At 71.3% G+C, this 23,392-nt stretch carries 16 protein-coding genes and 1 pseudogene; 13 read left to right on the plus strand and 4 right to left on the minus strand.

Features of this window, described 5'->3' with window-relative positions:
- Positions 1–108 precede the first annotated feature (108 nt).
- From ACIOC0_RS36575 to ACIOC0_RS36600, 6 genes are all read left to right on the plus strand, one after another.
- On the plus strand, positions 109–1,812 hold the full coding sequence (locus tag ACIOC0_RS36575; protein ID WP_402160646.1) for an extracellular solute-binding protein: 1,704 nt from the start codon (positions 109–111) through the stop codon (positions 1,810–1,812).
- A 27-nt stretch (positions 1,813–1,839) separates the two neighbouring features.
- Entirely contained in the window at positions 1,840–2,874 is a 1,035-nt protein-coding gene (locus tag ACIOC0_RS36580; RefSeq protein ID WP_402160649.1) for an ABC transporter permease, read from the plus strand.
- Positions 2,871–3,830 (plus strand): carbohydrate ABC transporter permease, encoded by a 960-nt coding sequence (locus ACIOC0_RS36585; protein ID WP_402160652.1) that lies wholly within the window; start codon positions 2,871–2,873, stop codon positions 3,828–3,830. The genes ACIOC0_RS36580 and ACIOC0_RS36585 overlap by 4 nt, the downstream gene beginning before the upstream one ends.
- A 156-nt stretch (positions 3,831–3,986) precedes the next feature.
- Complete coding sequence (locus ACIOC0_RS36590) at positions 3,987–5,969, plus strand: beta-galactosidase (protein WP_402160655.1); 1,983 nt, start codon at positions 3,987–3,989, stop codon at positions 5,967–5,969.
- Positions 5,966–8,191: a glycosyl hydrolase family 95 catalytic domain-containing protein gene (locus ACIOC0_RS36595; protein WP_402160657.1), complete on the plus strand. Its 2,226-nt coding sequence runs from the start codon at positions 5,966–5,968 to the stop codon at positions 8,189–8,191. The genes ACIOC0_RS36590 and ACIOC0_RS36595 overlap by 4 nt, the downstream gene beginning before the upstream one ends.
- A gap of 41 nt (positions 8,192–8,232) precedes the next feature.
- Positions 8,233–8,946, plus strand: coding sequence for a hypothetical protein (locus ACIOC0_RS36600; protein WP_402160660.1), 714 nt, complete (start codon positions 8,233–8,235; stop codon positions 8,944–8,946).
- Between the two features lie 62 nt (positions 8,947–9,008).
- On the opposite strand, the gene ACIOC0_RS36605 is transcribed toward ACIOC0_RS36600, so the two are convergent.
- Both ACIOC0_RS36605 and ACIOC0_RS36610 read right to left on the minus strand, forming a co-directional pair.
- Positions 9,009–11,051 (minus strand): TIM-barrel domain-containing protein, encoded by a 2,043-nt coding sequence (locus tag ACIOC0_RS36605; RefSeq protein ID WP_402160663.1) that lies wholly within the window; start codon positions 11,049–11,051, stop codon positions 9,009–9,011.
- A 105-nt stretch (positions 11,052–11,156) separates the two neighbouring features.
- Positions 11,157–12,170, minus strand: coding sequence for a LacI family DNA-binding transcriptional regulator (locus ACIOC0_RS36610; protein WP_402160665.1), 1,014 nt, complete (start codon positions 12,168–12,170; stop codon positions 11,157–11,159).
- A 399-nt stretch (positions 12,171–12,569) separates the two neighbouring features.
- On the opposite strand from ACIOC0_RS36610, the gene ACIOC0_RS36615 reads away from it, so the two are divergent.
- From ACIOC0_RS36615 to ispG, 4 genes are all read left to right on the plus strand, one after another.
- Positions 12,570–14,516, plus strand: a complete 1,947-nt coding sequence (locus ACIOC0_RS36615) for an acyl-CoA dehydrogenase family protein (RefSeq protein WP_402160668.1) — start codon at positions 12,570–12,572, stop codon at positions 14,514–14,516.
- A 94-nt stretch (positions 14,517–14,610) separates the two neighbouring features.
- The gene (gene dxr, locus ACIOC0_RS36620) at positions 14,611–15,972 is read left to right on the plus strand and encodes a 1-deoxy-D-xylulose-5-phosphate reductoisomerase (RefSeq protein WP_402160671.1); all 1,362 of its coding nucleotides are present in this window, start codon (positions 14,611–14,613) and stop codon (positions 15,970–15,972) included.
- A 46-nt stretch (positions 15,973–16,018) separates the two neighbouring features.
- The gene (locus ACIOC0_RS36625; protein WP_402160700.1) at positions 16,019–17,311 is read left to right on the plus strand and encodes a M50 family metallopeptidase; all 1,293 of its coding nucleotides are present in this window, start codon (positions 16,019–16,021) and stop codon (positions 17,309–17,311) included.
- Between the two features lie 212 nt (positions 17,312–17,523).
- Positions 17,524–18,681: a flavodoxin-dependent (E)-4-hydroxy-3-methylbut-2-enyl-diphosphate synthase gene (gene ispG, locus ACIOC0_RS36630; protein ID WP_402160673.1), complete on the plus strand. Its 1,158-nt coding sequence runs from the start codon at positions 17,524–17,526 to the stop codon at positions 18,679–18,681.
- A gap of 159 nt (positions 18,682–18,840) precedes the next feature.
- Here the strand turns inward: ispG and ACIOC0_RS36635 are convergent, their stop codons facing one another.
- Complete coding sequence (locus ACIOC0_RS36635) at positions 18,841–19,578, minus strand: GNAT family N-acetyltransferase (protein ID WP_402160675.1); 738 nt, start codon at positions 19,576–19,578, stop codon at positions 18,841–18,843.
- Between the two features lie 146 nt (positions 19,579–19,724).
- Between ACIOC0_RS36635 and ACIOC0_RS36640 the strand changes: the two genes are divergently transcribed.
- The 3 genes from ACIOC0_RS36640 (at position 19,725) to ACIOC0_RS36650 (ending at position 23,024) form a co-directional block, all read left to right on the plus strand.
- The gene (locus tag ACIOC0_RS36640) at positions 19,725–20,573 is read left to right on the plus strand and encodes a GNAT family N-acetyltransferase (RefSeq protein ID WP_130444832.1); all 849 of its coding nucleotides are present in this window, start codon (positions 19,725–19,727) and stop codon (positions 20,571–20,573) included.
- A 139-nt stretch (positions 20,574–20,712) separates the two neighbouring features.
- Positions 20,713–21,246, plus strand: coding sequence for a GNAT family N-acetyltransferase (locus ACIOC0_RS36645; protein ID WP_402160678.1), 534 nt, complete (start codon positions 20,713–20,715; stop codon positions 21,244–21,246).
- A 74-nt stretch (positions 21,247–21,320) separates the two neighbouring features.
- Complete coding sequence (locus ACIOC0_RS36650) at positions 21,321–23,024, plus strand: proline--tRNA ligase (protein WP_402160681.1); 1,704 nt, start codon at positions 21,321–21,323, stop codon at positions 23,022–23,024.
- A 268-nt stretch (positions 23,025–23,292) separates the two neighbouring features.
- Here the strand turns inward: ACIOC0_RS36650 and ACIOC0_RS36655 are convergent.
- A pseudogene (locus tag ACIOC0_RS36655) lies at positions 23,293–23,392 on the minus strand (IS481 family transposase); the annotation flags it as partial.

Here is a 23,392-nt window from a genome sequence, read left to right on the forward strand (position 1 = left end):
TGGGAAGACCGGGAGTCGGGACGCGCTTCAGCTCAGCCAGATCCACTCGAGACACCGCAGCCGACGGCCACCGCCGGGTGTCCTGGTGCGCCATGAAGGGTTGACGCAATGACGCCGAACGCCGCTTCCCCCTCCTCAGGTCCTTCCGGGCCCAGCCGGAGAAGCTTCCTCGCCTCCACGGCGGTCGCCACCGCAGCGGTGGCGGGAGGAATGCCGTTGCTCGCCGCCTGCGGCGGCTCGGACGGCGGCTCGCGCGACGGCACCACCTCGGGCAGGAAAGCCGGGAAGATCCTGCCGACGTTCGTCGCCGGCAACATCGTCACCCCCGACATCGCCTCCAAGAACGGCTCCGCGGTCGGTTTCACCGGCAAGCTCGACCTCGCGGGCCTGAAGTCCTCCGTGCCGGCGAAGCTCGGCAAGGGCGGCAAGGTCACCGTCATGGCCCCGTTCTGGGGCTCGCCACCCAAGGGCGACAACGCCTACTACAAGGCGATGAACGACCTGGCCGGCGTCGACGTCCAGTGGCGCAACCAGGACGGCAACACCTACGACCAGAAGCTCGGCGCGGTCCTCGCCTCCAGCGACGTCCCCGACATGGTGGTCATCCCCGGCTGGAACATGGGCGGCAAGATACCGAGCGCCATCATCGGCAAGTTCGCCGACCTCGGCCCCCACCTCTCCGGGGACGCGGTCAAGGAGTTCCCCAACCTGGCGGCGATCCCGACCGAGGCCTGGCAGCGCTCCATCTTCGGCGGCAAGCTGATGGGCCTGCCGATCCCCGCCTCGTACGTCCCGAACATCGTGCCCTGCTACCGCCAGGACGTCTTCGACAAGGAGGGCTACCAAGTCCCCAAGTCCGCCGACGAGTTCCTGGCGCTGTGCAAGGAGATCACCGACGCCCGGGCCAAGCGGTGGGCCTGCGGCGACATGAAGTGGACGGCGTTCAACATCTTCGGCGTGCTGTCCGGCGGCGAGAAGCCCCTCGGCTGGGACATGGTCGACGGCAAGCTGGTCAACCGCATCGAGACGGAGGCCTTCCTCGAGGCGCTGGAGTGGACCCGCAAGCTGTTCGCCGCCAAGGTCGTTCACCCCGACTTCGAGCTGGGCAAGAGCCAGGCCACCGACCCGGCGCCCAAGTTCGCCGCCGGCGAGTTCCTGATCTGGAACAACGACATCTCCAACTGGTACGTCCAGACCGCGAGCCAGGCCGCCCAGAACCCCGCCTTCAAGATCTGGGGCATGGACCTCTTCGGCCACGACGGCGGGCAACCCACCCTGTGGGCCACCAACCCGGCCAACATGTTCGCCTTCGTCAACAAGAAGGCCTCCGAGGCCGTCGTCCGCGACGCGCTGGCCCTCGCGAACGTGACCGCCGCCCCGTACGGCACCAAGGAGTACATGCTCACCAACTACGGCGTGGAGGGCACCCACTACACGGTGAAGGACGGCGTGCCCGTCAAGAACGACAAGGGCAACAACGAGGTCGCCAACTCCTACACCTTCATCTCCGCCCCCGCCGCGACCATCGCCCACCCCGACTTCCCGGCCGTCGCCAAGGGCCAGGTCGAATGGCAGCAGCGGATGGGCGCCTTCACCAAGAAGTCGGCCTTCTACGGCATGCAGATCACCGAGCCGACGCGCTTCACCAACCTCACCAACGACGTGGAGCAGTTGGAGGACGACATCGTCCGCGGACGCAAGAAGGTCAGCGACATGCAGCAGTTCGTCGCCGACTGGAAGAGCAAGGGCGGCGACCAACTCCGCGACTGGTACAAGAAGCTGCTCGACGAGAACGGCTCGGCGGCGAGCTGAGCCGGCTGCGAGGCAAGGAGAACGGCTGTGTCGCACAGCACGGTGCCTCGGAGCAGGGCCGAGGCCGACGAGACGGAGAAGACCCCGGTGGCGTCCGGCGGCGCCACCGGCCCCGGGCGCAGGGCGCCCGCCTCAGGATCGAGCCTGCGGGTCAGGTTCAGACGCGACCGCGTCCTGCTCCTGATGACCCTGCCGGCGGTCGCCCTGGTCCTGCTCTTCAACTACGTGCCCATCCTCGGCAACGTGGTCGCCTTCCAGGAGTACGACCCCTACATCAGCGACAACGGCGTCGTCTCCATCTTCAACAGCCCCTGGGTGGGCCTGGACAACTTCCAGCGGATCTTCGAGGACTCCGCCTTCTGGAACGCGGTCGAGAACACGCTGGTGCTGTTCGTCATCCAGCTCGTGCTGTTCTTCCCGATCCCGATCCTCCTCGCCCTGCTCATCAACAGCGTGGTCAGGCCCCGGGTGCGGGCGGTCGCCCAGGCCGTGCTCTACCTTCCGCACTTCTTCTCCTGGGTGCTCGTCATCGCCGTCTTCCAGCAGCTGTTCGGCGGCGCCGGCATCCTCTCCCAACTGCTGCGTGAGAACGGGCACGACGGCCTGAACATCATGGCCGACCCGGACACCTTCGCCCTGCTCATCACCGCCGAGAGCGTGTGGAAGGACGCCGGCTGGGGGATCATCGTCTTCCTCGCCGCGCTGGCCTCCGTCAGCCCCGACCTCTACGAAGCCGCCGCCATGGACGGCGCCGGCCGCTGGCGCCGCATGTGGCACGTCACCCTGCCCGCGCTGCGCCCGGTGATCGCCCTGCTGCTCGTCCTGCGCGTCGGCGACGCCCTGACGGTCGGCTTCGAGCAGATCCTGCTGCAACGCGAGGCCGTCGGACCGGGGGCCGCGGAAGTCCTCGACACCTTCGTGTGGTGGAACGGCGTGCGCAACCAGGACTTCAGCTACGCGGCCGCCGCCGGCCTCATCAAGGGCGTCGTCAGCCTCGGGCTGGTCCTCGCCGCGAACAAGGTGGCCCATCTCATGGGCGAGCAGGGGGTGTACAAGAAGTGACCACCGCGACCTGGGACCCACGGCAGGACAGCGATCCGGGACCGGAGAAGGCGCCGCGCTGGTGGCAGGCCCCGCCCCGGCCCGGCTGGGAGGAGCCGCCCTCCAAGGCGGGTCTCGCCGGCAAGAGCATCGCCCTGGCGCTGGCCTGCCTGGCGATCGTCTTCCCGCTGTGGATCGTCGTCGTCACCAGCCTGTCCTCGCGCAAGACCATCGACGAGGCCGGCGGACTGGTGATGGTGCCCAAGGGCATCACCTTCATCGCCTACGAGGAACTGCTCGGCGGCGGGCAGGTCACCCGCGCGGCGGTCATCAGCGTCCTCGTCGCCCTCGTCGGCACGCTGTTCTCCATGACGGTGTCCGTGCTGTGCGCGTACGGGCTCTCCCGCAGCGGATCGCTCGGGCACCGCTGGCTGCTGATGATCCTTCTGGCGACCATGTTCTTCAGCGCCGGCCTCATCCCCACCTACCTGCTGGTGCAGACGCTGGGACTGACCGACACCTACCTCGCGCTGATCCTGCCGAGCGCGGTGAGCGTCTTCAACATCCTCGTGCTGCGCGGCTTCTTCATGGGCATATCGCCCGAACTCATCGACAGCGCGCGCATCGACGGGGCCGGCGACTTCCGCATCCTCCTGCAGATAGTGATGCCGCTCTCCCGCGCGGTCATCGCGGTGATCACGCTGTTCTACGCGGTCGGGTACTGGAGCGCGTGGTTCAACGCCTCGCTGTACCTGAACGAGCAGGACATGATGCCGCTGCAGAACGTCATGATCCAGCTGGTGCAGAAGCAGGAGGCGCCGGTCGGGCTCGGGCAGGCCATCAGGACCGGCCAACTGTCGGGACTGGCCGTGCAGATGGCGGTCATGGTGATGGCGCTGCTGCCGGTGGCCGTGCTGTCCCCGTTCGTCCAGAAGCACTTCAAGAAGGGCATGCTGACCGGCGCCGTGAAGGGGTGACGGGCGGCCCGCAGACAGGAAACGCCCGCCGCCCCGGTGGGCCGCCCTGGCCCACGTCCACCCCCTCCCACCCCCGAGGTGCCCCATGCACGCCACCCGCCGCACACCCCGATCCGCTGCCAGCGCACGGGAGTTCCCGTACGGGGAGCCCGTCTGATGCCCGCCGGCCGCCGCCCCGGCCTCGCCGACGCCACCCGGGGCCGCGTCCTCTTCGGCGGCGACTACAACCCCGAGCAGTGGCCCGAGGAGACCTGGCACGACGACGTCCGTCTGATGCGCGACGCCGGCGTCAACTCCGTCACCCTCGGCGTCTTCTCCTGGTCCCGGATCGAACCCCACCCCGGGGCACGGGAGTTCGGCTGGCTGGACAAGCTGATGGACCTGATGCACGACAACGGCGTCGGCGTCGTCCTCGCCACCCCCACCTCCTCGCCCCCGCCGTGGCTCGGCCGCCTCCACCCGGAGACCCTGCCCCGCGACGAGCACGGCGCGATCGAATGGTGGGGCGGCCGGCAGCACTTCTCCCACTCCAGCGCGGTCTACCGCCGTCACGCCGCCGCCATCACCGAAGACCTGGCCGCCCGCTACGGCCGCCACCCCGCCCTCACCCTGTGGCACATCAACAACGAGTACTGCACGTACGACCACGGCGACGAGGCCGCCGCCGCCTTCCGCCGCTGGCTGCGCGAGCGGTACGGCACCCTCGACGCTCTCAACGAGGCCTGGGGCACCGCCTTCTGGGGGCAGGGTTACGACACCTGGGACGGCATCCTGCCCGCCCGCCGTACCCACTACCTGCGCAACCCCGCCCAGTTGCTGGACTTCCGGCGCTTCACCTCCGACGCGCTCCTGGAGTGCTACCTCGCCGAACGCGACATCGTCGCCCGGCACAGCCCGCACATCCCGGTGACGACCAACTTCATGCCGCTGTGGTCCGGGCTGGACGCCTGGCGCTGGGCCGAGGAGGAGGACGTCGTCTCCGTCGACCTCTACCCCGACCCCCGCGACCCCTACGGCGCGCAAGCCGGCGCCCTCGTCCAGGACCTCACCCGCTCGCAGGCCCGAGGCCCCTGGATGCTGATGGAGCAGGCGGCCGGACCGGTCAACTGGCGTGGCGTGAACCACCCCAAGCCCCGGGGCGTGAACCGCCTCTGGTCGCTCCAGGCGGTGGCCCGGGGCGCGGACGCGGTCTGCTACTTCCAGTGGCGGCAGTCCCGGCAGGGCGCGGAGAAGTTCCACTCCGGGATGCTCAGTCACGCCGGCGAGCAGGGCCGCACCTTCGAGGAGGTCAAGCAGCTCGGCCGCGACCTCGCCCGGCTCGGCCCCCAGGTGACGGGACGCCCTGTCGTCGCCGAGGTGGCCGTGCTGCACGACTGGCACTCCTGGTGGGCCGGCGCCCAGGACGGCCGCCCCTCCACCGAGGTCGACTACCCCGACGTCCTCACCGCCTGGCACCGCGCCCTCTGGCGGGCCCACCTCACCGCCGACTTCGCCCACCCCGAGCACGACCTCAGCCCGTACAGACTGGTCGTCGTCCCCCAGCTGTACGCCCTCACCGAGAGAGCGGTCGACAACCTCCTCGCCTTCGTGCGCGACGGCGGCACCCTGGTCAGCGGCTTCCTCACCGGCGTCGCCGACCACGACGACCGGGTGCGGCCCGGCGGCATGGACGCCCGGCTGCGCGAGCTGTTCGGCATCCGCGTCCTGCACGAGTGGTGGCCGCTCCAGGCGGGGGAGCACACCGAGTGCGACGGCTTCCGCGGCACGCTGTGGTCGGAGGAGATCGAGCCGAGCGACGACGCCGAGCCCCACGCCCGCTACCGGGGCGGCGACCTCGACGGCATGCCCGCCGTGCTCCGCAGGGGCCGCGCCTGGTACGTCTCCACGCTCCCGGAGCCGGACCCCCTGCGCGACCTGCTCGCCCGGATCGCGGCGGACGCGGGCGCGGGCCCCGTCCTCGGCGAACTGCCGGACCAGGTCGAGGCCGTCCGCCGAGGCGACCTTCTCTTCCTTCTCAACCACGGGCGGGACACCGTGAGGGTCGCCGTGCCGGGCACCCACCGCGACCTCCTGACCGGCGCCGGCGTGACCGACGGGATCACCCTCGGCCGCTACGACGTCGCCGTGCTGGCGCCATGACCGGCGGCCCCGTCCACGGCACCTGGGAGCCGCGCCCCGCGGCCCGCTGGGAGGACGGCTTCCTCAGCGGCAACGGCCACCACGGCGCCCTGGTGTTCGGCGACCCCGACGACGACCGGGTCGTCGTCACCCACCACACCCTGGTCCGCCCCAACGGCGCCGAGCACGCCCGGCCCCCCGAGCTCGCCGCACGACTCGCCGACGTCCAGGACCGGCTGCTCGCCGGGGACCTCACAGCCGCCGAGGACTTCACCGACGGCCGCCCCCTGCAATGGGTGCAGCCCTTCCACCCCGGCTTCCAGACCCGCCTTCGGCGTCCGCCCACGGCGCCCGAGGACCGGCGCCGGTACCGCCGCGCCGTCGACTTCGCCACCGGCGAGGTCACCACCGCCGACGGCGACCGGACCAGCCGCGTCTTCGTCTCCCGCGCCGACGACGTGATCGTCCAGCACGTGACCGGCGGCCGCCTCACCCTCGACGTCAGCCTCGACCACCGCCTCCCGGGCGCGCCCGCCGACCTCCGCGTCGCACACGGCGCCCTGCGCACCCCCGAAGGCGCCGCACTCACCCTCCACGCCCGCTACCCCGACAGCGACCGCTCCTACACCGGCGTCGCCCTCCTCGCCGTCACCGGCGGCCGCACGCTCCCCGCCGGGTCCGGCGTCCGCGTCGAGGACGCCGAATCGCTGCTGCTGCTCACCCGCGTCCGCCGCCACACCGGCGAACCCGACGTCACCGAGGAGACATGCGCCCTGCGCGCCGTCCTCGCCGACGGCCCCCACGACACCCTCCACGCCTACGGCACCCTCCTCGACCGGCACACCCGGCTGCACCGCACCGCGTACGAACGCGTCACCCTCGAGCTCGCCGCCGACCCGGCCGAACGCGCCCTGCCGGGCTCGGAGCTGCTCCGGCGGCCCGGCAGCCCGGCCCTGCTGGAACGGCTCTTCGCCGCCGGCCGCTACCACCTCCTCAGCGCCGCCGGCCTCCTTCCGCCCCGGCTCACCGGCCTGTGGACCGGCGACTGGGACACCGCCTGGTCCGGCGCGTTCACCACGAACGCCAACCTCAACCTCCAGACGGCGTCCGCCGCCGCGGCGGACCTGCCCGAGGTCACCGCCGCCCTCGCCCATCTGGTCCACGGCCAGCTCGACGACTGGCGGGAGAACGCGCGCGCCGTCTTCGGCGCCCGCGGCGTCGTCGCGCCCTCCCACACCGACGGCGAGTCAGGACTGACGTACCACTTCAGCCGCGAATACCCGCTGCACCTGTGGACCGCCGGCGCCGACTGGCTGCTCAAACCGCTCGTCGACCACGACGAGACCCACGGCGGACACGACCCGCGCACCGCCGCCGCCCTCGCCGAAGTCGCCCGCTTCTACGAGGACTTCCTCACCCGCACCGACGCCGACGGGCGGCTCGTCGTCGTCCCCTCCTACTCACCCGAGAACCGCCCCACGGGCGCGAGCTGGGGGACGCTCGACGCCGCCATGGACCTCTCCGCGGCCCGCCACGCCCTGCGCACCGCGGCCGATCACCATCCGGACACCCCCGAAGCCGACCGCTGGCGCGCCCTCGCCGACCGCCTCCCGCCCCACCGCGTCAACGCCGACGACGCCCTCGCCGAATGGGCCCGGCCAGGCCTCGACGACACCTACGACCACCGCCACCTCAGCCACCTCTACGCCGTCTGGCCCCTCGACGAGATCACCCCGCACGACACCCCGCACCTCGCGGCCGCCGCCCACCGCGCCCTGCGACTGCGCGGCGGGGAGAACGACTCCGCGCACGGCCACCTCCACCACGCCCTGATCGCCGCCCGCCTCGGCGACGCCGACCGCGCCGCCCACGCGCTCGCTCAGGTCCTCGAAGGCGACTACTTCCACGCCTCGCTGATGAGCGCCCACTACCCGAACCGACACGTCTACAACGCGGACGCCGCCCACACCCTGCCCGCCGTGCTGATCGAGACCCTCGTCCAGTCGACCCCCGACCGGCTGGTCCTGCTGCCCGCCCTCCCCACGGCCTTGCCGCGAGGCCGGCTCCTCGGCGTCCGCACCCGCTTCGGCGCCGTGCTCGACCTCGCCTGGAGCCCCGAGGAGACGCACGCGGTGCTGCGCCCCACCCGCACCCGCCGCGTCGAACTGCGGACCTCCTCCGGCACGAGCGTGCTCGACCTCGTCGCCGGAGAAGACCACGTCCTTCACACGAAGGCGTGGTGACACCCGCCCCGCGAATCCCCCCACCCATGGAAAGGGACATCATGGCCCTGAGCACACCGCGCAAGCTCGCCACGGCCGTACTGGCCCCGGCGCTGGCCCTCGGCGCGACCGTCGCCCTCGCCGCCGCCCCCGCGTCCGCCGCCGTCTGGAACTCCTGCGACCGCTGGGGCACCACCAGCCTGAACGGCTACACCCTCTACAACAACATCTGGGGCTCCGGCTACGGCAGCCAGTGCGTCTGGGCCAACTCCGGCACCAACTGGGGAGTCTGGGCCGACCACCCCAACACCGGCGGCATCAAGTCCTACCCCGACTCCAAGAAGGTGATCAACAAGCGGATCAGCGCGCTCTCCTCGCTCACCAGCACCTACAACGTCACCGTCCCGTCCTCCGGCGCGTACAACACGTCGTACGACATCTGGGACACCGACTACGACTACGAGATCATGCTCTGGGTCAACAAGACCGGCCCCGTCGGCCCGCTGGGCTCCTCACAGGGAACCGTCACCCTCGGCGGCCACACCTGGACCGTCCACAAGGGCAGCAACGGCTCCAACGAGGTCTTCTCGTTCGTCCGTACCTCCAACTCGACCTCCGGCACCGTCGACATCCTGCCGATCGTCAAGTGGATCAAGGACACCAAGCACTGGTTCGGCGACGAGACCATCGGCGACGTCCAGTTCGGCTACGAGATCACTTCCTCCGCCGGCGGTCTGAACTTCACCACCGACAACCTGACCGTGAGCGGCGGCTGACCCACGCGCCGACGGTGCGGCCGGTCCCCCCTACGGGACCGGCCGCACCCTTCTGTGCGCGGCTACTCCGCCACGGGCAGCCGCGCCCCGTCCCGCAGGAACAGCGGGATCCGGTCCAGCGGGGCGTCGACCGTCACGGCCTGGCCGCCCTGGTACGTCTCACCCGTCCACGCGTCCGTCCAGCCCGCGTCCGCCGGGAGATATGCCGTCCAGGTCGTCGCGCCCGGCTCCAGCACCGGGGCGACCAGCAGCTCGGAACCGAACATGTAGGCGTCGGAGACCTGCCAGGCGAGCTTGTCCTCGGGGAACTCCAGGAACAGCGGCCGCATCGGCGGCAGCCCCTCCTCGTGGGCCTCGCGCATCACCTTGAGGATGTACGGCTTGAGGCGCTCGCGCAGCCGCAGGTACCGCTCCAAGATGGCGCCGGCCTCCTCCCCGTAGGACCACACCTCGTTGGGGCCGCCGGTCATCTCCGGCCCCAGCGGCATGCCCGGGTCACGGAAGCCGTGCAGCCGCATCAGCGGGGACAGCGCGCCGAACTGGAACCAGCGGACCATCACCTCGCGGTACGCCGGGTCGTGCGGGTCGCCGCCGTGGAAGCCGCCGATGTCCGTGTTCCACCAAGGAATGCCCGACAGCGCCGTGTTGAGACCGGCGGCGATCTGGCGGCGCAGGGTGGCGAAGTCGGTGCCGATGTCGCCCGACCACAGAGCCGCTCCGTAGCGCTGACTGCCCGCCCACGCCGAGCGGTTGAGCGTGACGATGTCCTTCTTGCCCTCGGCGCACAGCCCTTCGTGGAAGGTACGGGCGTTCTCCGCCGGGTACATGTTGCCGACCTCCAGGCCCGGACCCGCCCAGTAGCGCAGGTTCTCCGGGAAGCCGGGCTTGAGCTCCGGCTCGCAGGCGTCCAGCCAGAAGGCGTCGATGCCGTACGGGAGGAGGTAATTGTCCCGGATGCGGGACCACACGAACTCGCGCGCCTCGGGGTTGGTGGCGTCGTAGAAGGCCACCTGGACCGTCGAGGCGACCCCCTTGTCCGGCCAGTCGGCGTGCGCCAGCGGACCGTACTGGGTGCCGATGAAGTGGCCGCGCTGCTCCATCAGGGCGTGGTTCTCGCTCAGCGGCGACACCGACGGCCAGACGCTCACCACCAACTTCACGCCCATCTCGTCCAGTTCGGCGACCATCGCGGCCGGGTCCGGCCACTCCGCGGGGTCGAACCTCCACTCGCCCAGATGGGTCCAGTGGAAGAAGTCGCAGACGATGGCGGACAGCGGCAGCCCCCGCCGCTTGTACTCCCTGGCCACCGCGAGGAGTTCGTCCTGTGTGCGGTAGCGCAGCTTGCACTGCCAGAAGCCGGCCGCCCACTCCGGCAGCATCGGGGTGCGGCCGGTCACCGCGCTGTAGCGGCGCTGGGCGTCGGCCGGCGCGCCCACGGTGATCCAGTAGTCGATCTGCCGAGCCGAGTCCGCCACCCAGCGGGTGCCGTTGCCGGCCAGCTCCACCCGGCCGATCGCCGGGTTGTTCCACAGCAGTGTGTAGCCGCGGCTGGAGGTGAGCACCGGGATGCCGACCTCGGCGTTGCGCTGCACCAGGTCCAGCACCAGCCCCTTCTGGTCCAGCCGGCCGTGCTGGTGCTGCCCCAGGCCGTACAGCTTCTCGTCGTCGTAGGCGGCGAAACGCTGCTCCAGCCGGTGGTGGCCGTTGCCGACGGCCGTGTAGAGGCGGGGGCCGGGCCACCAGAAGTGGGCGCGGGCCTCGGACAGGACCTCGAAGCCGTCCTCGGTCCGCAGGAAGCGGACCAGGCCCTCCGCGTCCACCTCGACGGTCAGCGCGCCGACCGTCAGCCGTCCCCGGCCCTCCTCGATCTTCACGGTGGACGGCGTCGGCGGCGTCCGGGGCAGCAGTGCGCCGGGCAGCCCGTCCAGGACGGGGCCGCCCAGGCGGGCCCGGACCCGGACCGCGTCCGGCCCCCACGGCTCGACGCGCAGCGTCTCCTGGCGCCCGCTCCACTCCAGAGCACCGTCCCGCTCACGGAAGGTGCCGATAGTGGGCGAGGACTGCGCGAGGCTGACCTGGGGCTGGTTTTCGGCAGGCTGATTCACGAGGGGGCTCCTGTGCTCCTGGAGGAGTGCGGACGTGCGGAGGGCGGGGCGTCGCGGCGGGGGAGCGGAGGGGGAGGGGGTGAGGGGGGAGGGGCGCGGGGTGGTTCAGGGGGAGGCGGGAGCCGGTCCGGTGCTCGCTCGGACGGTCAACTCGGGCTCCAGCAGCACCACTTCGCTCTCGCCCCGGCCGTCGAGCTTGGCGACGAGACGTTCCACCGCGTGCCGGCCCATCTCCTGCGCGGGGATGGCGACCGACGTCAGCCGCACCGAGGCCTGGACGGCGACCTGTTCGGGGCAGATCGCCAGCACCGACACGTCCTCCGGCACGGCCCGCCCCTGCTGGCGCAGCAGCGCGAGCAGCGGCTCGACCGCCGACTCGTTCTGCACGACGAAACCGGTGGTGCCCGGCCGCTCGTCGAGAATCCGGGCGAGCGTCGCGGCCATGGCGCCGTATCCGCCCTCGCATGGGCGGTGCAGCAGCCGCACCCCCAACTCCCGGGCGCGGGCGCGCAGTCCGTCCAGGGTGCGTTCGGCGAACCCGGTGTGCCGTTCGTACACGGCGGGGGCCTCGCCTATGACGGCGACGTCCCGGTGGCCGAGCTTGGCCAGGTGCTCCACGCACAGCGCGCCCGTCGCCGTGAAGTCGAGGTCGACGCAGGTCAGCCCTGAGGTGTCGGCGGGCAGCCCGATCAGTACCGCCGGCTGATCCGTCCCCCGCAGCAACGGCAGCCGCTCGTCGTCCAGTTGGACGTCCATCAGGATCATCGCGTCGGCGAGCCCGCTGCCGGTGACCCGGCGGACGGCGTCAGGGCCCTCCTCGCCGGTGAGCAGCAGGACGTCGTAGCCGTGCGTGCGGGCGGTGGTGGCGACCGCGATGGCGATCTCCATCATCACCGGCACGTACATGTCGGTGCGCAGCGGGACCATCAGCGCGATGATGTTCGACCTGCTGCTGGCCAGGGCGCGGGCGCCCGCGTTCGGGTGGTAGCCGAGCTCGCGGATGCTCTGCTCGACCCGCTGCCGGGTGGTCGCGGAGATGGACCGCTTGCCGCTGAGGACATAGCTCACCGTGCTCGCCGAGACTCCGGCGTGCTGGGCGACCTCGGCGAGGGTGACCATCCAGCTCTCCAAGCTTTGTGAAGCGCTTCGACAGTGCGCATTGCGAACAGGGGCGGGTGAGGGTGGTTCGACAGTAGCTCTAGCGAGGGTGGGTGTCCATAGCTCGTCGAAGCGCTTCGACAGCGGTTCCGGACGTTCTCACGCCCGTGCCCGCCGGGAGCGGGACGCGGCGCCGTCGCCCCACCGTGCCACTCCTTCGGCGCAAGGGCGCGGCCGGGGTGCCGCCCCTGTTCCGACACGGGCGGAGCCCGGCAGCACCCGCGGCGGGACCGGCCTCCCCCCGGCCCCACCGCCGCCGCAGGGGTGGTGCGGCGACTGAGGATCCGGTACATACGATCGGGTAGGACCCGTCAGTAACCGAATAGGTCCAAGATCCCGATTCGCGGCGAGGTGAGCCTCATGTCCGCACCACCCACCTCTTCCTCCCGACCCGGCCCCACCGTCACCGAACGTGAGGCACGCCAGGTGGCGGAGGCCGCCCGGGAGCAGGACTGGCGCAAGCCGAGCTTCGCCAAGGAACTGTTCCTGGGCCGCTTCCGGCTCGACCTGATCCACCCCCACCCCCTGCCCGCCGGCGAGGACGCCCGCCGCGGCGAGGCCTTCCTCGCCAAGCTCCGCGACTTCTGCGAGACGCGGATCGACTCCGCCCGCATCGAACGCGAGGCGCGCATCCCCGACGAGACGATCAACGAGCTCAAGGAGCTCGGCGCCCTGGGCATGAAGATCGACCCCAAGTACGGCGGCCTCGGCCTCACCCAGGTCTACTACAACAAGGCCCTCGCCGTGGTCGGCACCGCGAGCCCCGCGCTCGGCGCCCTCCTGTCCGCCCACCAGTCCATCGGCGTGCCGCAGCCGCTGAAGCTCTTCGGCACCCAGGAGCAGAAGGACACCTATCTGCCCCGCTGTGCCCGCACCGATATCTCGGCCTTCCTGCTGACCGAACCCGACGTCGGCTCCGACCCCGCCCGGCTGGCCACCACCGCCGTCCCCGACGGCGACGACTACGTCCTCGACGGGGTCAAACTGTGGACCACCAACGGCGTCGTCGCCGACCTGCTGGTCGTCATGGCCCGGGTGCCCAAGTCCGAGGGCCACAAGGGCGGCATCACCGCCTTCGTCGTCGAGGCGGACTCCGAGGGCGTCACCGTCGAGCACCGCAACGCCTTCATGGGCCTGCGCGGCCTGGAGAACGGCGTCACCCGGTTCCACCGGGTGCGCGTCCCCGCCGCCAACCGCATCGGTCCCGAGGGCGCCGGCCTCAAGATCGCCCTCACCACCCTCAACACCGGCCGGCTCTCCCTGCCCGCCATGTGCGTCGGCGCCGGCAAGTGGTGCCTGAAGATCGCCCGCGAATGGTCGGGCGTCCGCGAGCAGTGGGGCAAGCCCGTCGCCCACCACGAAGCGGTCGGCTCCAAGATCAGCTTCATCGCGGCCACCACCTTCGCGCTCGAAGCCGTCGTCGACCTGGCGAGCCAGATGGCCGACGAGGACCGCAACGACATCCGCATCGAAGCCGCCCTCGCCAAGCTCTACGGCTCCGAGATGGCCTGCCTGATGGCCGACGAACTCGTCCAGATCCGCGGCGGACGCGGCTTCGAGACCGCCGAGTCCCTCGCTGCCCGTGGCGAACGCGCCGTCCCCGCCGAACAGTTGCTGCGCGACCTGCGCATCAACCGCATCTTCGAGGGCTCCACGGAGATCATGCACCTGCTGATCGCCCGCGAGGCCGTCGACGCCCACCTCTCCGTCGCCGGCGACCTCATCGACCCCGAGAAGTCCCTCCAGGACAAGGCGAAAGCAGGCGCCAACGCCGGCGCCTTCTACGCCAGGTGGCTGCCCAAGCTCGTCACCGGACCCGGCCAGCTCCCCAGCTCCTACGCCGAGTTCAAGCACGAGGTCGACCTCTCCCCGCACCTGCGGTACGTCGAACGCCACTGCCGCAAACTGGCCCGCTCCACCTTCTACGCCATGTCCCGCTGGCAGGGCCGCATGGAAACCAAGCAGGGCTTCCTCGGCCGTGTCGTCGACATCGGCGCGGAGCTGTTCGCGATGAGCGCGGCCTGCGTGCGGGCCGAGATGCTGCGCGGCCGGGGCGAGCACGGCCGCGAGGCCTACCAGCTCGCCGACGCCTTCTGCCGCCAGTCCCGCGTCCGCGTGGAGGAACTGTTCACGCGCCTGTGGTCCAACACCGACGACGTCGACCGCAAGGTCGTCGAAGGCGTCCTCGGCGGGACCTACGAATGGCTGGAGGAGGGCGTCGTCGACCCCTCCGGCGACGGCCCCTGGATCGCCGACGCCACCCCCGGACCCAGCCGCCGGGAGAACGTGCACCGTCCGATCAGGTGACACCGCACACCCCCCACCAGGGCGTCCCCTCAGCACAAGGATCACGAGGGGACGCCCTGTCCACGCCCGCTCCCGTTACGGAGACAATGGGGGGATGAGCGACAGTCCAGCCCCCTCAGGGCGCGGGCCGGAAACCCCGGCCGCCCCGCGACGCCACGCCGCCCCCACCGCACCGGGCACTGACATCGGCGGTGCCGCGATCCGCGCCCTGGCCGACCCGCACCTCGTCCACGACCCCGTCACCGGCGACGGACCCAAGGACGTGGTGATCCTCGGCGCCACCGGATCGATCGGCACCCAGGCGGTCGACCTCGTGCTGCGCAACCCGGACCGCTTCCGCGTGACCGGCCTGTCCGCCAACGGCGGCCGGGTCGCCCTCCTCGCCGAACAGGCCCACCGGCTGCGGGTGCGGACCGTCGCCGTCGCCCGCGAGGACGTCGTACCGGCCCTGCGCGAGGCGCTCACCGCCGAGTACGGCGCCGGGGAGCCGCTGCCCGAGATCCTCGCCGGACCGGACGCCGCCACCCAGCTCGCCGCCTCCGACGCCGCGCACTGCCACACCGTCCTCAACGGCATCACGGGCTCCATCGGACTCGCGCCCACCCTCGCCGCCCTCCGAGCGGGCCGCACCCTCGCGCTCGCCAACAAGGAGTCGCTCATCGTCGGCGGCCCGCTGGTGAAGGCACTCGCCGCACCCGGCCAGATCATCCCCGTGGACTCCGAGCACGCGGCCCTCTTCCAGGCCCTCGCCGCCGGCACACGCGCGGACGTCCGCAAACTGGTCGTCACCGCCTCCGGCGGCCCTTTCCGCGGCCGCACCAGGGAACAACTGGCGCACGTCACCGTAGAGGACGCCCTCGCCCACCCCACCTGGGCCATGGGCCCCGTGATCACGATCAACTCCGCCACCCTCGTCAACAAGGGCCTGGAGGTGATCGAGGCGCACCTCCTCTACGACATTCCCTTCGACCGCATTGAGGTGGTCGTGCATCCCCAGTCGTATGTCCACTCGATGGTTGAGTTCACGGACGGGTCCACACTGGCCCAGGCGACGCCCCCCGACATGCGCGGGCCCATCGCCATCGGCATCGGCTGGCCCGAGCGCGTGCCCGACGCGGCGCCCGCCTTCGACTGGAGCAAGACGTCGACCTGGGAGTTCCTCCCTCTCGACAACGAGGCCTTCCCCTCGGTCAACCTCGCCCGGCACGTCGGCGAACTCGGCGGGACGGCGCCGGCGGTGTTCAACGCCGCCAACGAGGAGTGCGTCGAGGCGTTCCGCCGGGGCGCGCTGCCCTTCAACGGCATCATGGACACCGTGACCCGCGTGGTCGAGGAGCACGGCACGCCGGTCACGGGAACTTCACTCACCGTGCCGGACGTCCTCGAAGCGGAGGCCTGGGCGCGGACCCGGGCCCGGGAACTGACGGCACAGACGGCGGCGGAGGCCCGCGCATGACGACCTTGACGTTCATCCTGGCGGAGGCCCGCGCATGACGACCCTGATGTTCATCCTCGGCATAGTGGTCTTCGCGGTCGGCCTGCTCGTCTCCATCGCCTGGCACGAGCTGGGCCACCTGTCCACGGCGAAGCTCTTCGGCATCCGCGTGCCCCAGTACATGGTCGGCTTCGGCCCCACCATCTGGTCGCGCAACAAGGGCGAGACGGAGTACGGCGTCAAGGCGATCCCGTTCGGCGGCTACATCCGCATGATCGGCATGTTCCCGCCCGGGGAGGACGGCCGGATCACCGCCCGCTCCACCTCCCCCTGGCGCGGCATGATCGAGGACGCCCGCTCCGCCGCGTACGAGGAGCTCCAGCCCGGCGACGAGACCCGCATGTTCTACACGCGCAAGCCGTGGAAACGCGTCGTGGTCATGTTCGCCGGGCCCTTCATGAACCTCGTCCTCGCGTTCGTCCTGTTCCTCATCGTGCTGATGGGCTTCGGCATCCAGCAGCAGACCACCACCGTCGCCTCCGTCTCCCCGTGCGTCATCGCGCAGAGCCAGAACCGCGACACCTGCAAGCCGTCCGACCCCGCCTCCCCCGCCGCCGCCGCCGGCATGGAGAAGGGCGACAGGATCGTCTCGTTCGACGGCAGGCGCACCGAGGACTGGGACACCCTGTCCGACCTCATCCGTGACAGCGCGGGCCGGCAGGTGCCCATCGTCGTCGACCGCGACGGCAAGGAAGTGACCCTGCGCGCGACGATCGCCACCAACCAGGTCGCGAAGAAGGACGCGGCCGGCGCCTACGTCCAGGGCGAGTACGTCAAGGCCGGCTTCCTCGGCTTCAGCGCCGCCACCGGCGTCGTCAAGCAGGACTTCGGCGACTCCGTGGTCTGGATGACCGACCGGGTCGGCGACGCCGTCGACTCACTCGCCGCCCTGCCCTCCAAGATCCCCGCCCTGTGGGACGCCGCCTTCGGCGACGGCCCTCGCGAACCAGACTCCCCGATGGGCGTCGTCGGCGCGGCCCGGGTCGGCGGCGAGATCGCCACCCTCGACATCCCGGCCTCCCAGCAGCTCGCCATGTTCGTGATGCTCCTGGCCGGCTTCAACCTCTCCCTGTTCCTGTTCAACATGCTCCCGCTGCTCCCCCTGGACGGCGGCCACATCGCCGGTGCCCTGTGGGAGTCACTGCGCCGCACCGTCGCCAAGGTCCTCCGGCGCCCGGACCCGGGCCCGTTCGACGTGGCGAAGCTGATGCCGGTGGCCTACGTGGTCGCGGGGATCTTCATCTGCTTCACCATCCTCGTCCTCATCGCCGACGTGGTGAACCCGATCAAGATCTCCTGACCGCCCCGGTTCACGACGGCCGGGCGCCTCGGTGTCCGGCCGTCCGCCGTCCCCGCGCTGTCCCGGCGGGGCCGGGGCGGGGCGCGCCGATCCCATCGGGCGGTTTACCGGCGGGATGTGCCCGGCCCCGCGCCCGTGCCGTAATCTCGAAGCCTGGCGCCCGCCGCTGACGGGACCTGGGCCTTGATCCACGACTTGGGGTTGCACAGCAGATGACTGCGATTTCTCTCGGCATGCCGTCCGTTCCGACCAGGGTTGCCGAGCGCCGGAAGAGCCGGCAGATCCAGGTCGGCTCCGTGGCGGTCGGCGGGGACGCACCCGTGTCCGTGCAGTCGATGACCACCACCCGTACGTCCGACATCGGGGCGACGCTGCAGCAGATCGCCGAGCTGACCGCGTCCGGCTGCCAGATCGTCCGCGTCGCCTGCCCGACCCAGGACGACGCCGACGCCCTCGCGACCATCGCCCGCAAGTCGCAGATCCCGGTGATCGCCGACATCCACTTCCAGCCGAAGTACGTGTTCGCCGCGATCGAGGCCGGCTGCGCGGCCGTCCGGGTCAACCCCGGCAACATCAAGCAGTTCGACGACAAGGTCAAGGAGATCGCCAAGGCGGCGAAGGACCACGGCACGCCGATCCGCATCGGCGTCAACGCGGGCTCCCTGGACCGCCGGCTGCTCCAGAAGTACGGCAAGGCCACGCCTGAGGCGCTCGTCGAGTCCGCCCTGTGGGAGGCGTCCCTCTTCGAGGAGCACGACTTCCGCGACATCAAGATCTCGGTCAAGCACAACGACCCCGTCGTGATGATCGAGGCCTACCGCCAGCTCGCCGCCGCCTGCGACTACCCCCTCCACCTCGGCGTCACCGAGGCCGGCCCCGCCTTCCAGGGCACCATCAAGTCCGCGGTCGCCTTCGGCGCGCTGCTGTCCCAGGGCATCGGCGACACCATCCGCGTCTCCCTCTCCGCGCCCCCGGTGGAGGAGGTCAAGGTCGGCAACCAGATCCTGGAATCCCTGAACCTCAAGCAGCGCGGCCTGGAGATCGTCTCCTGCCCGTCCTGCGGCCGCGCCCAGGTCGACGTCTACAAGCTGGCCGAAGAGGTCACCGCCGGCCTGACCGGCATGGAGGTCCCGCTGCGCGTCGCCGTCATGGGCTGCGTGGTCAACGGCCCCGGCGAGGCCCGCGAGGCCGACCTCGGCGTCGCCTCCGGCAACGGCAAGGGCCAGATCTTCGTCAAGGGCGAGGTCATCAAGACCGTCCCCGAGTCCAAGATCGTGGAGACCCTCATCGAGGAGGCCATGAAGCTGGCCGAGCAGATGGAGTCGGCCGGCATCACCTCAGGCGAACCGTCGGTGTCCGTCGCGGGCTGAGCCCGCCCTGACCACCGCTGAACCGCGAGCCGACCCGCGCCGGATCCGGGTCGGCACGGCCGCTCCTGCCCGTTCGGTCAGCGGTGGCCTGACCACCGCTGAACCGCGAGCCGACCCGAGGCTGGAATCGGGTCGGCACGGCCGCTCCCGCCCGCCCGGTCAGCGGTGTCTCATCCACACGTTGGGCTCCTCGTACACGCCGGCGTCCGCCTCCACGTCCACCCGCAGGACGCTCAGGCCGTCCGGGATGACGTACTCCCCGGACTCCGGCAAGGCCAGCCCGGTCCACCGCTCCCACTCCGCGACCGTGCCGGTCATCGTCTGCGAGGCCGGCGCCGCCGCCAGGATCCGCGCGCCCAGCCGCTCGTGTGTGCGGACCCACGGGTCCAGGGCGGTCCCGTCCGGGCGGCGCCACCGCATGAAGGAGTCGATCGGAGTCACCGGGTGGCGCGCCTTCGTCGTGGGCCGCACCGGCGCGACCACCCGGTCGAGCCCCGCCGCCCGCCCGGTCTCCCGCAGCGCCGACAGCATCCGGCCCGCCAGCCCCCGCCCCCGCAAGGCCGGCGTGACGACCGCCCCGCAGATCACCAGCGTGTCCGGCTCCACGCCCCGCTCCCGGCCCTCGACGGCCCGGACCAGCGCGTCGGTGTACCCCGCGGGCAGCGTGCCGACCTGCCCGTCCCAGCGGACCGGCACGCCCCACCCCGCCGCGACCGGCGCCCCGTCCTCGTCCACCAGCATCAGATCCAGGTCCGCGAACCACTCCCGGACCCGGCCTATGTACTCCTTCACCAGCCGGTCGGCGGTGATGAACGCGGGAAAGCCCTCGCTGAACAGCTCCGCGAGCGGCTCCTGCGGCCACTCATGGGCGTCCGCCCGCTCGGTCGTCAAGATCATGAAGCGATCCTGGCACAGGCGACGATCACGCCCGGGCCCGTCACGGAGGCAGGCCGGGCCCGCAGCGGCTTCAGGACGGGGCGGCGCGGCACATTCTCGGCAGGTACAGTGCGGGGATCAGGCAGACCCCAGTGTGAGGCCCGCACTTGTTGACGCAGACCACCTCCCGGGTCCTCGAACCGAGCGACCTGGACGCCGCTCTGGCGGTCCTCGACCGCGAGCCGGTCACCAACGCCTTCGTGACCTCCCGTGTCCAGGTCGCCGGCCTCGACCCGTGGCGGCTGGGCGGCGAGATGTGGGGCTGGTACGAGGACGGCATGCTGACGTCCCTGTGCTACGCGGGCGCCAACCTCGTCCCGATCTGCGCCACCCCGCGCGCGGTACGCGCTTTCGCCGACCGGGCGAGAAGGGCCGGCCGCCGCTGCTCCTCCATCGTCGGCCCCGCCGACGCCACCGCCCAGCTGTGGCGGCTGCTGGAGCCGAGCTGGGGCCCGGCCCGTGAGATCCGCGCCCACCAGCCCCTCATGGTCACCGACCGCATGCCCGCCGACATCGCCCCGGATCCCTACGTCCGCCGCATCCGCAAGGACGAGATGGAGACGATCATGCCGGCCTGCGTGGCGATGTTCACCGAGGAGGTCGGCGTCTCCCCGATGGCCGGCGACGGCGGCCTCCTCTACCAGGCCCGGGTCGCCGAACTCGTCGGCGCCGGCCGCTCCTTCGCCCGCCTCGACGAGCACGGCCGGGTCGCCTTCAAGGCGGAGATCGGCGCGGCGACTCCCGACGCCTGCCAGATCCAGGGCGTGTGGGTGGCCCCCGAGTACCGGGGGAGGGGCCTGGCCGCGCCCGGCATGGCCGCGGTCCTGCGCTACGCCCTCGCCGACGTGGCCCCGGTCGTCAGCCTCTACGTCAACGACTTCAACACCGCGGCGCGGCGCACGTACAAGAGGGTCGGCTTCCGAGAGGTGGGCGCCTTCATGAGCGTCCTCTTCTGAAAGCGCCAGCGTCCCGTTCTGAAGGCACGAGCCTCGTGTTCTGAAAGAACGCCCCGCTTCTGAAAAGACGTTCCCGCACCGCCGGCCGGGAGCGGATCCACCGGCCCGCACGCCCCAAAGCCCCCTGTAGTCTCCCCGCATGGACCTCGTCATCGGCCCCCTGGACCTCTCCGCACACGTGGACGAGGCCCTGAAAGTCCAAGCCGTCGCCTTCGGACTCGGCCCCGACGAGGTGGCCGTCCGCCGGCAGATCGTGCTGCGCCACATGACGTACCCCGGCGCCCGCGCCCTCGGCGCCACCACCGCCGACGGCCGCCTGGCCGGCTTCGTCTACGGCATGCCCAACGACCGCACCCACTGGTGGTCCACCGTCGTCGAGCCCTACCTGCGCGCCCTGGGCAACGACGCCTGGCTCGACGACTCCTTCGTCATTACCGAGCTGCACGTCCACCCCGCCTACCAGAACCGCGGCGCCGGACGTGCCCTGATCACCGCCATCACCGACGAGGCGACCCAACCCCGCTCGATCCTCTCCGCGATCGACACCGAGAGCCCCGCCAGGGCCCTCTACCGCTCCCTCGGCTACCAGGACCTCGCCCGCCGCGTCCTCTTCCCCAGCGCCCCCCGCCCGTACGCCGTGATGGGCGCCCCGCTCCCCCTTCTGCGCCGATAACGGATTTCCGGCCACCCCCGGCTCCCGGCTAACCTCCTAGCCATCACCGTCACCCCGGCAGGAGTACGAGAACCATGGCGAACGCACCGGTCCAGCGCATGTCCCAGTTGATGGCGAAGACCTTGCGCGACGACCCCGCGGACGCCGAGGTCCTCAGCCACAAGCTCCTCGTCCGCGCCGGCTACGTCCGCCGCACCGCCGCCGGCATCTGGACCTGGCTGCCCCTGGGCAAGAAGGTCCTCGCCAACGTGGAGCGCATCGTCCGTGAGGAGATGGACGCGATCGGCGCCCAGGAGGTGCTGCTCCCGGCGCTGCTGCCGAAGGAGCCCTACGAGACGACCGGCCGCTGGGACGAGTACGGCCCCGAGCTGTTCCGCCTCAACGACCGCAAGGGCGGCGACTACCTCCTCGGCCCGACCCACGAGGAGATCTTCACGCTGATCGTGAAGGACCAGGCGTCCTCCTACAAGGACCTGCCGGTCATCCTCTACCAGATCCAGACCAAGTTCCGTGACGAGGCCCGCCCCCGCGCCGGCATCCTGCGCGGCCGCGAGTTCCTGATGAAGGACTCCTACTCCTTCGACCTGGAGGACGAGGGCCTCGCCAAGTCCTACGCCCTGCACCGCCAGGCCTACCAGAAGGTGTTCGAGCGCCTCGGCCTCGACTACCGCATCTGCGCGGCGACCGCGGGCGCGATGGGCGGCTCGAAGTCGGAGGAGTTCCTCGCCCCGGCCGGCGCCGGCGAGGACACCTTCGCCGACTGCCCCAACTGCGACTTCGCGGCCAACACCGAAGCGATCGCGTACGAGTTGAGCCCGGTGGACGCGGCCGGCGTGCCCGCCGCCGAGGAGATCCCCACACCGGACACCCCGACCATCGAGACCCTCGCCGCCTCGCTCGGCGTCCCGGCCTCCGCCACCCTGAAGAACCTCCTCGTCAAGGTGAACGGCGAGATCGTCGCCGTCGGCGTGCCCGGTGACCGCGAGGTCGACATGGACAAGGTCGAGGCCCACTTCGCCCCGGCCACCGTCGAGTTGGTCACCGCCGAGGACTTCGTGGGCCGCCCCGACCTGGTCCGCGGCTACGTCGGCCCGCAGGGGCTGGGCGAGAAGGTCACCTACATCGCCGACCCGCGCGTGGCCCCCGGCACGGCCTGGATCACCGGCGCCAACAAGGAGCACACGCACGCGAAGAACGTCGTCGCGGGCCGTGACTTCGAGGTCGACGCCTACGTCGACGTCGTCGTCGTCCAGGAGGGCGACCCCTGCCCGAAGTGCGGCACCGGCCTGAAGCTGGACCGCGCCATCGAGATCGGCCACATCTTCCAGCTGGGCCGCAAGTACGCCGACGCGCTCAAGCTCGACGTCCTCGGCCAGAACGGCAAGCCGGTCCGCGTCACGATGGGCTCCTACGGCATCGGCGTCTCCCGTGCGGTCGCCGCCCTCGCCGAGCAGACCGCCGACGACAAGGGTCTGTGCTGGCCCGCCGAGGTCGCCCCGGCCGACGTGCACGTCGTCGCCGCGGGCAAGGCGCTCCAGACCGAACTCGCCCTCGACGTCTCCGAGAAGCTGCGGGCGGCGGGCCTGCGCGTCCTGGTCGACGACCGGGCCGGCGTCTCCCCGGGCGTGAAGTTCACCGACTCCGAGCTGATCGGCGTACCGCGGATCCTCGTCGCGGGCCGTCGCTCCGCCGAGGGCGTTCTGGAGCTGAAGGACCGCCGTACCGGCGAGCGCGAGGAACTCACGGTCGACGAGGCCATCGCCCGCCTCACCGCCTGAGCGCCCACCGCTGAAGCCGTCTCCCTCCGCGCCGCCCGACAGCACGTCGTCAGCGGAGGGGGGCGACACCAGCCTGCGCTCGGAACACGGCCGAGCCTCAGGGGCTGTCCGGCGGATCAAGTCGCAGGAAAGCAGCGGGACCGTTCGGCCCCGGTGGGCGTGCCGGCCCCCCGCGTCTGCGGCATGATCCGCCGGACGGCCCCTGGGGCCTGTCTGACAAACCCCCGCCTGCTCTGCGGGCGGATGGCGGGGATTTGTCAGACAGGCCCTAGATGTATTGACCCGCAGCGTTGTTCACACGGCTGATGGGTGGCTGGCCTCCGAGTGCGGTGTGGCAGCGATGGTAGTTGTAGCCGTGGAGGAAGTCG

The sequence above is a fragment of the Streptomyces sp. NPDC088254 genome, from assembly GCF_044740925.1.
GTDB lineage: Bacteria > Actinomycetota > Actinomycetes > Streptomycetales > Streptomycetaceae > Streptomyces.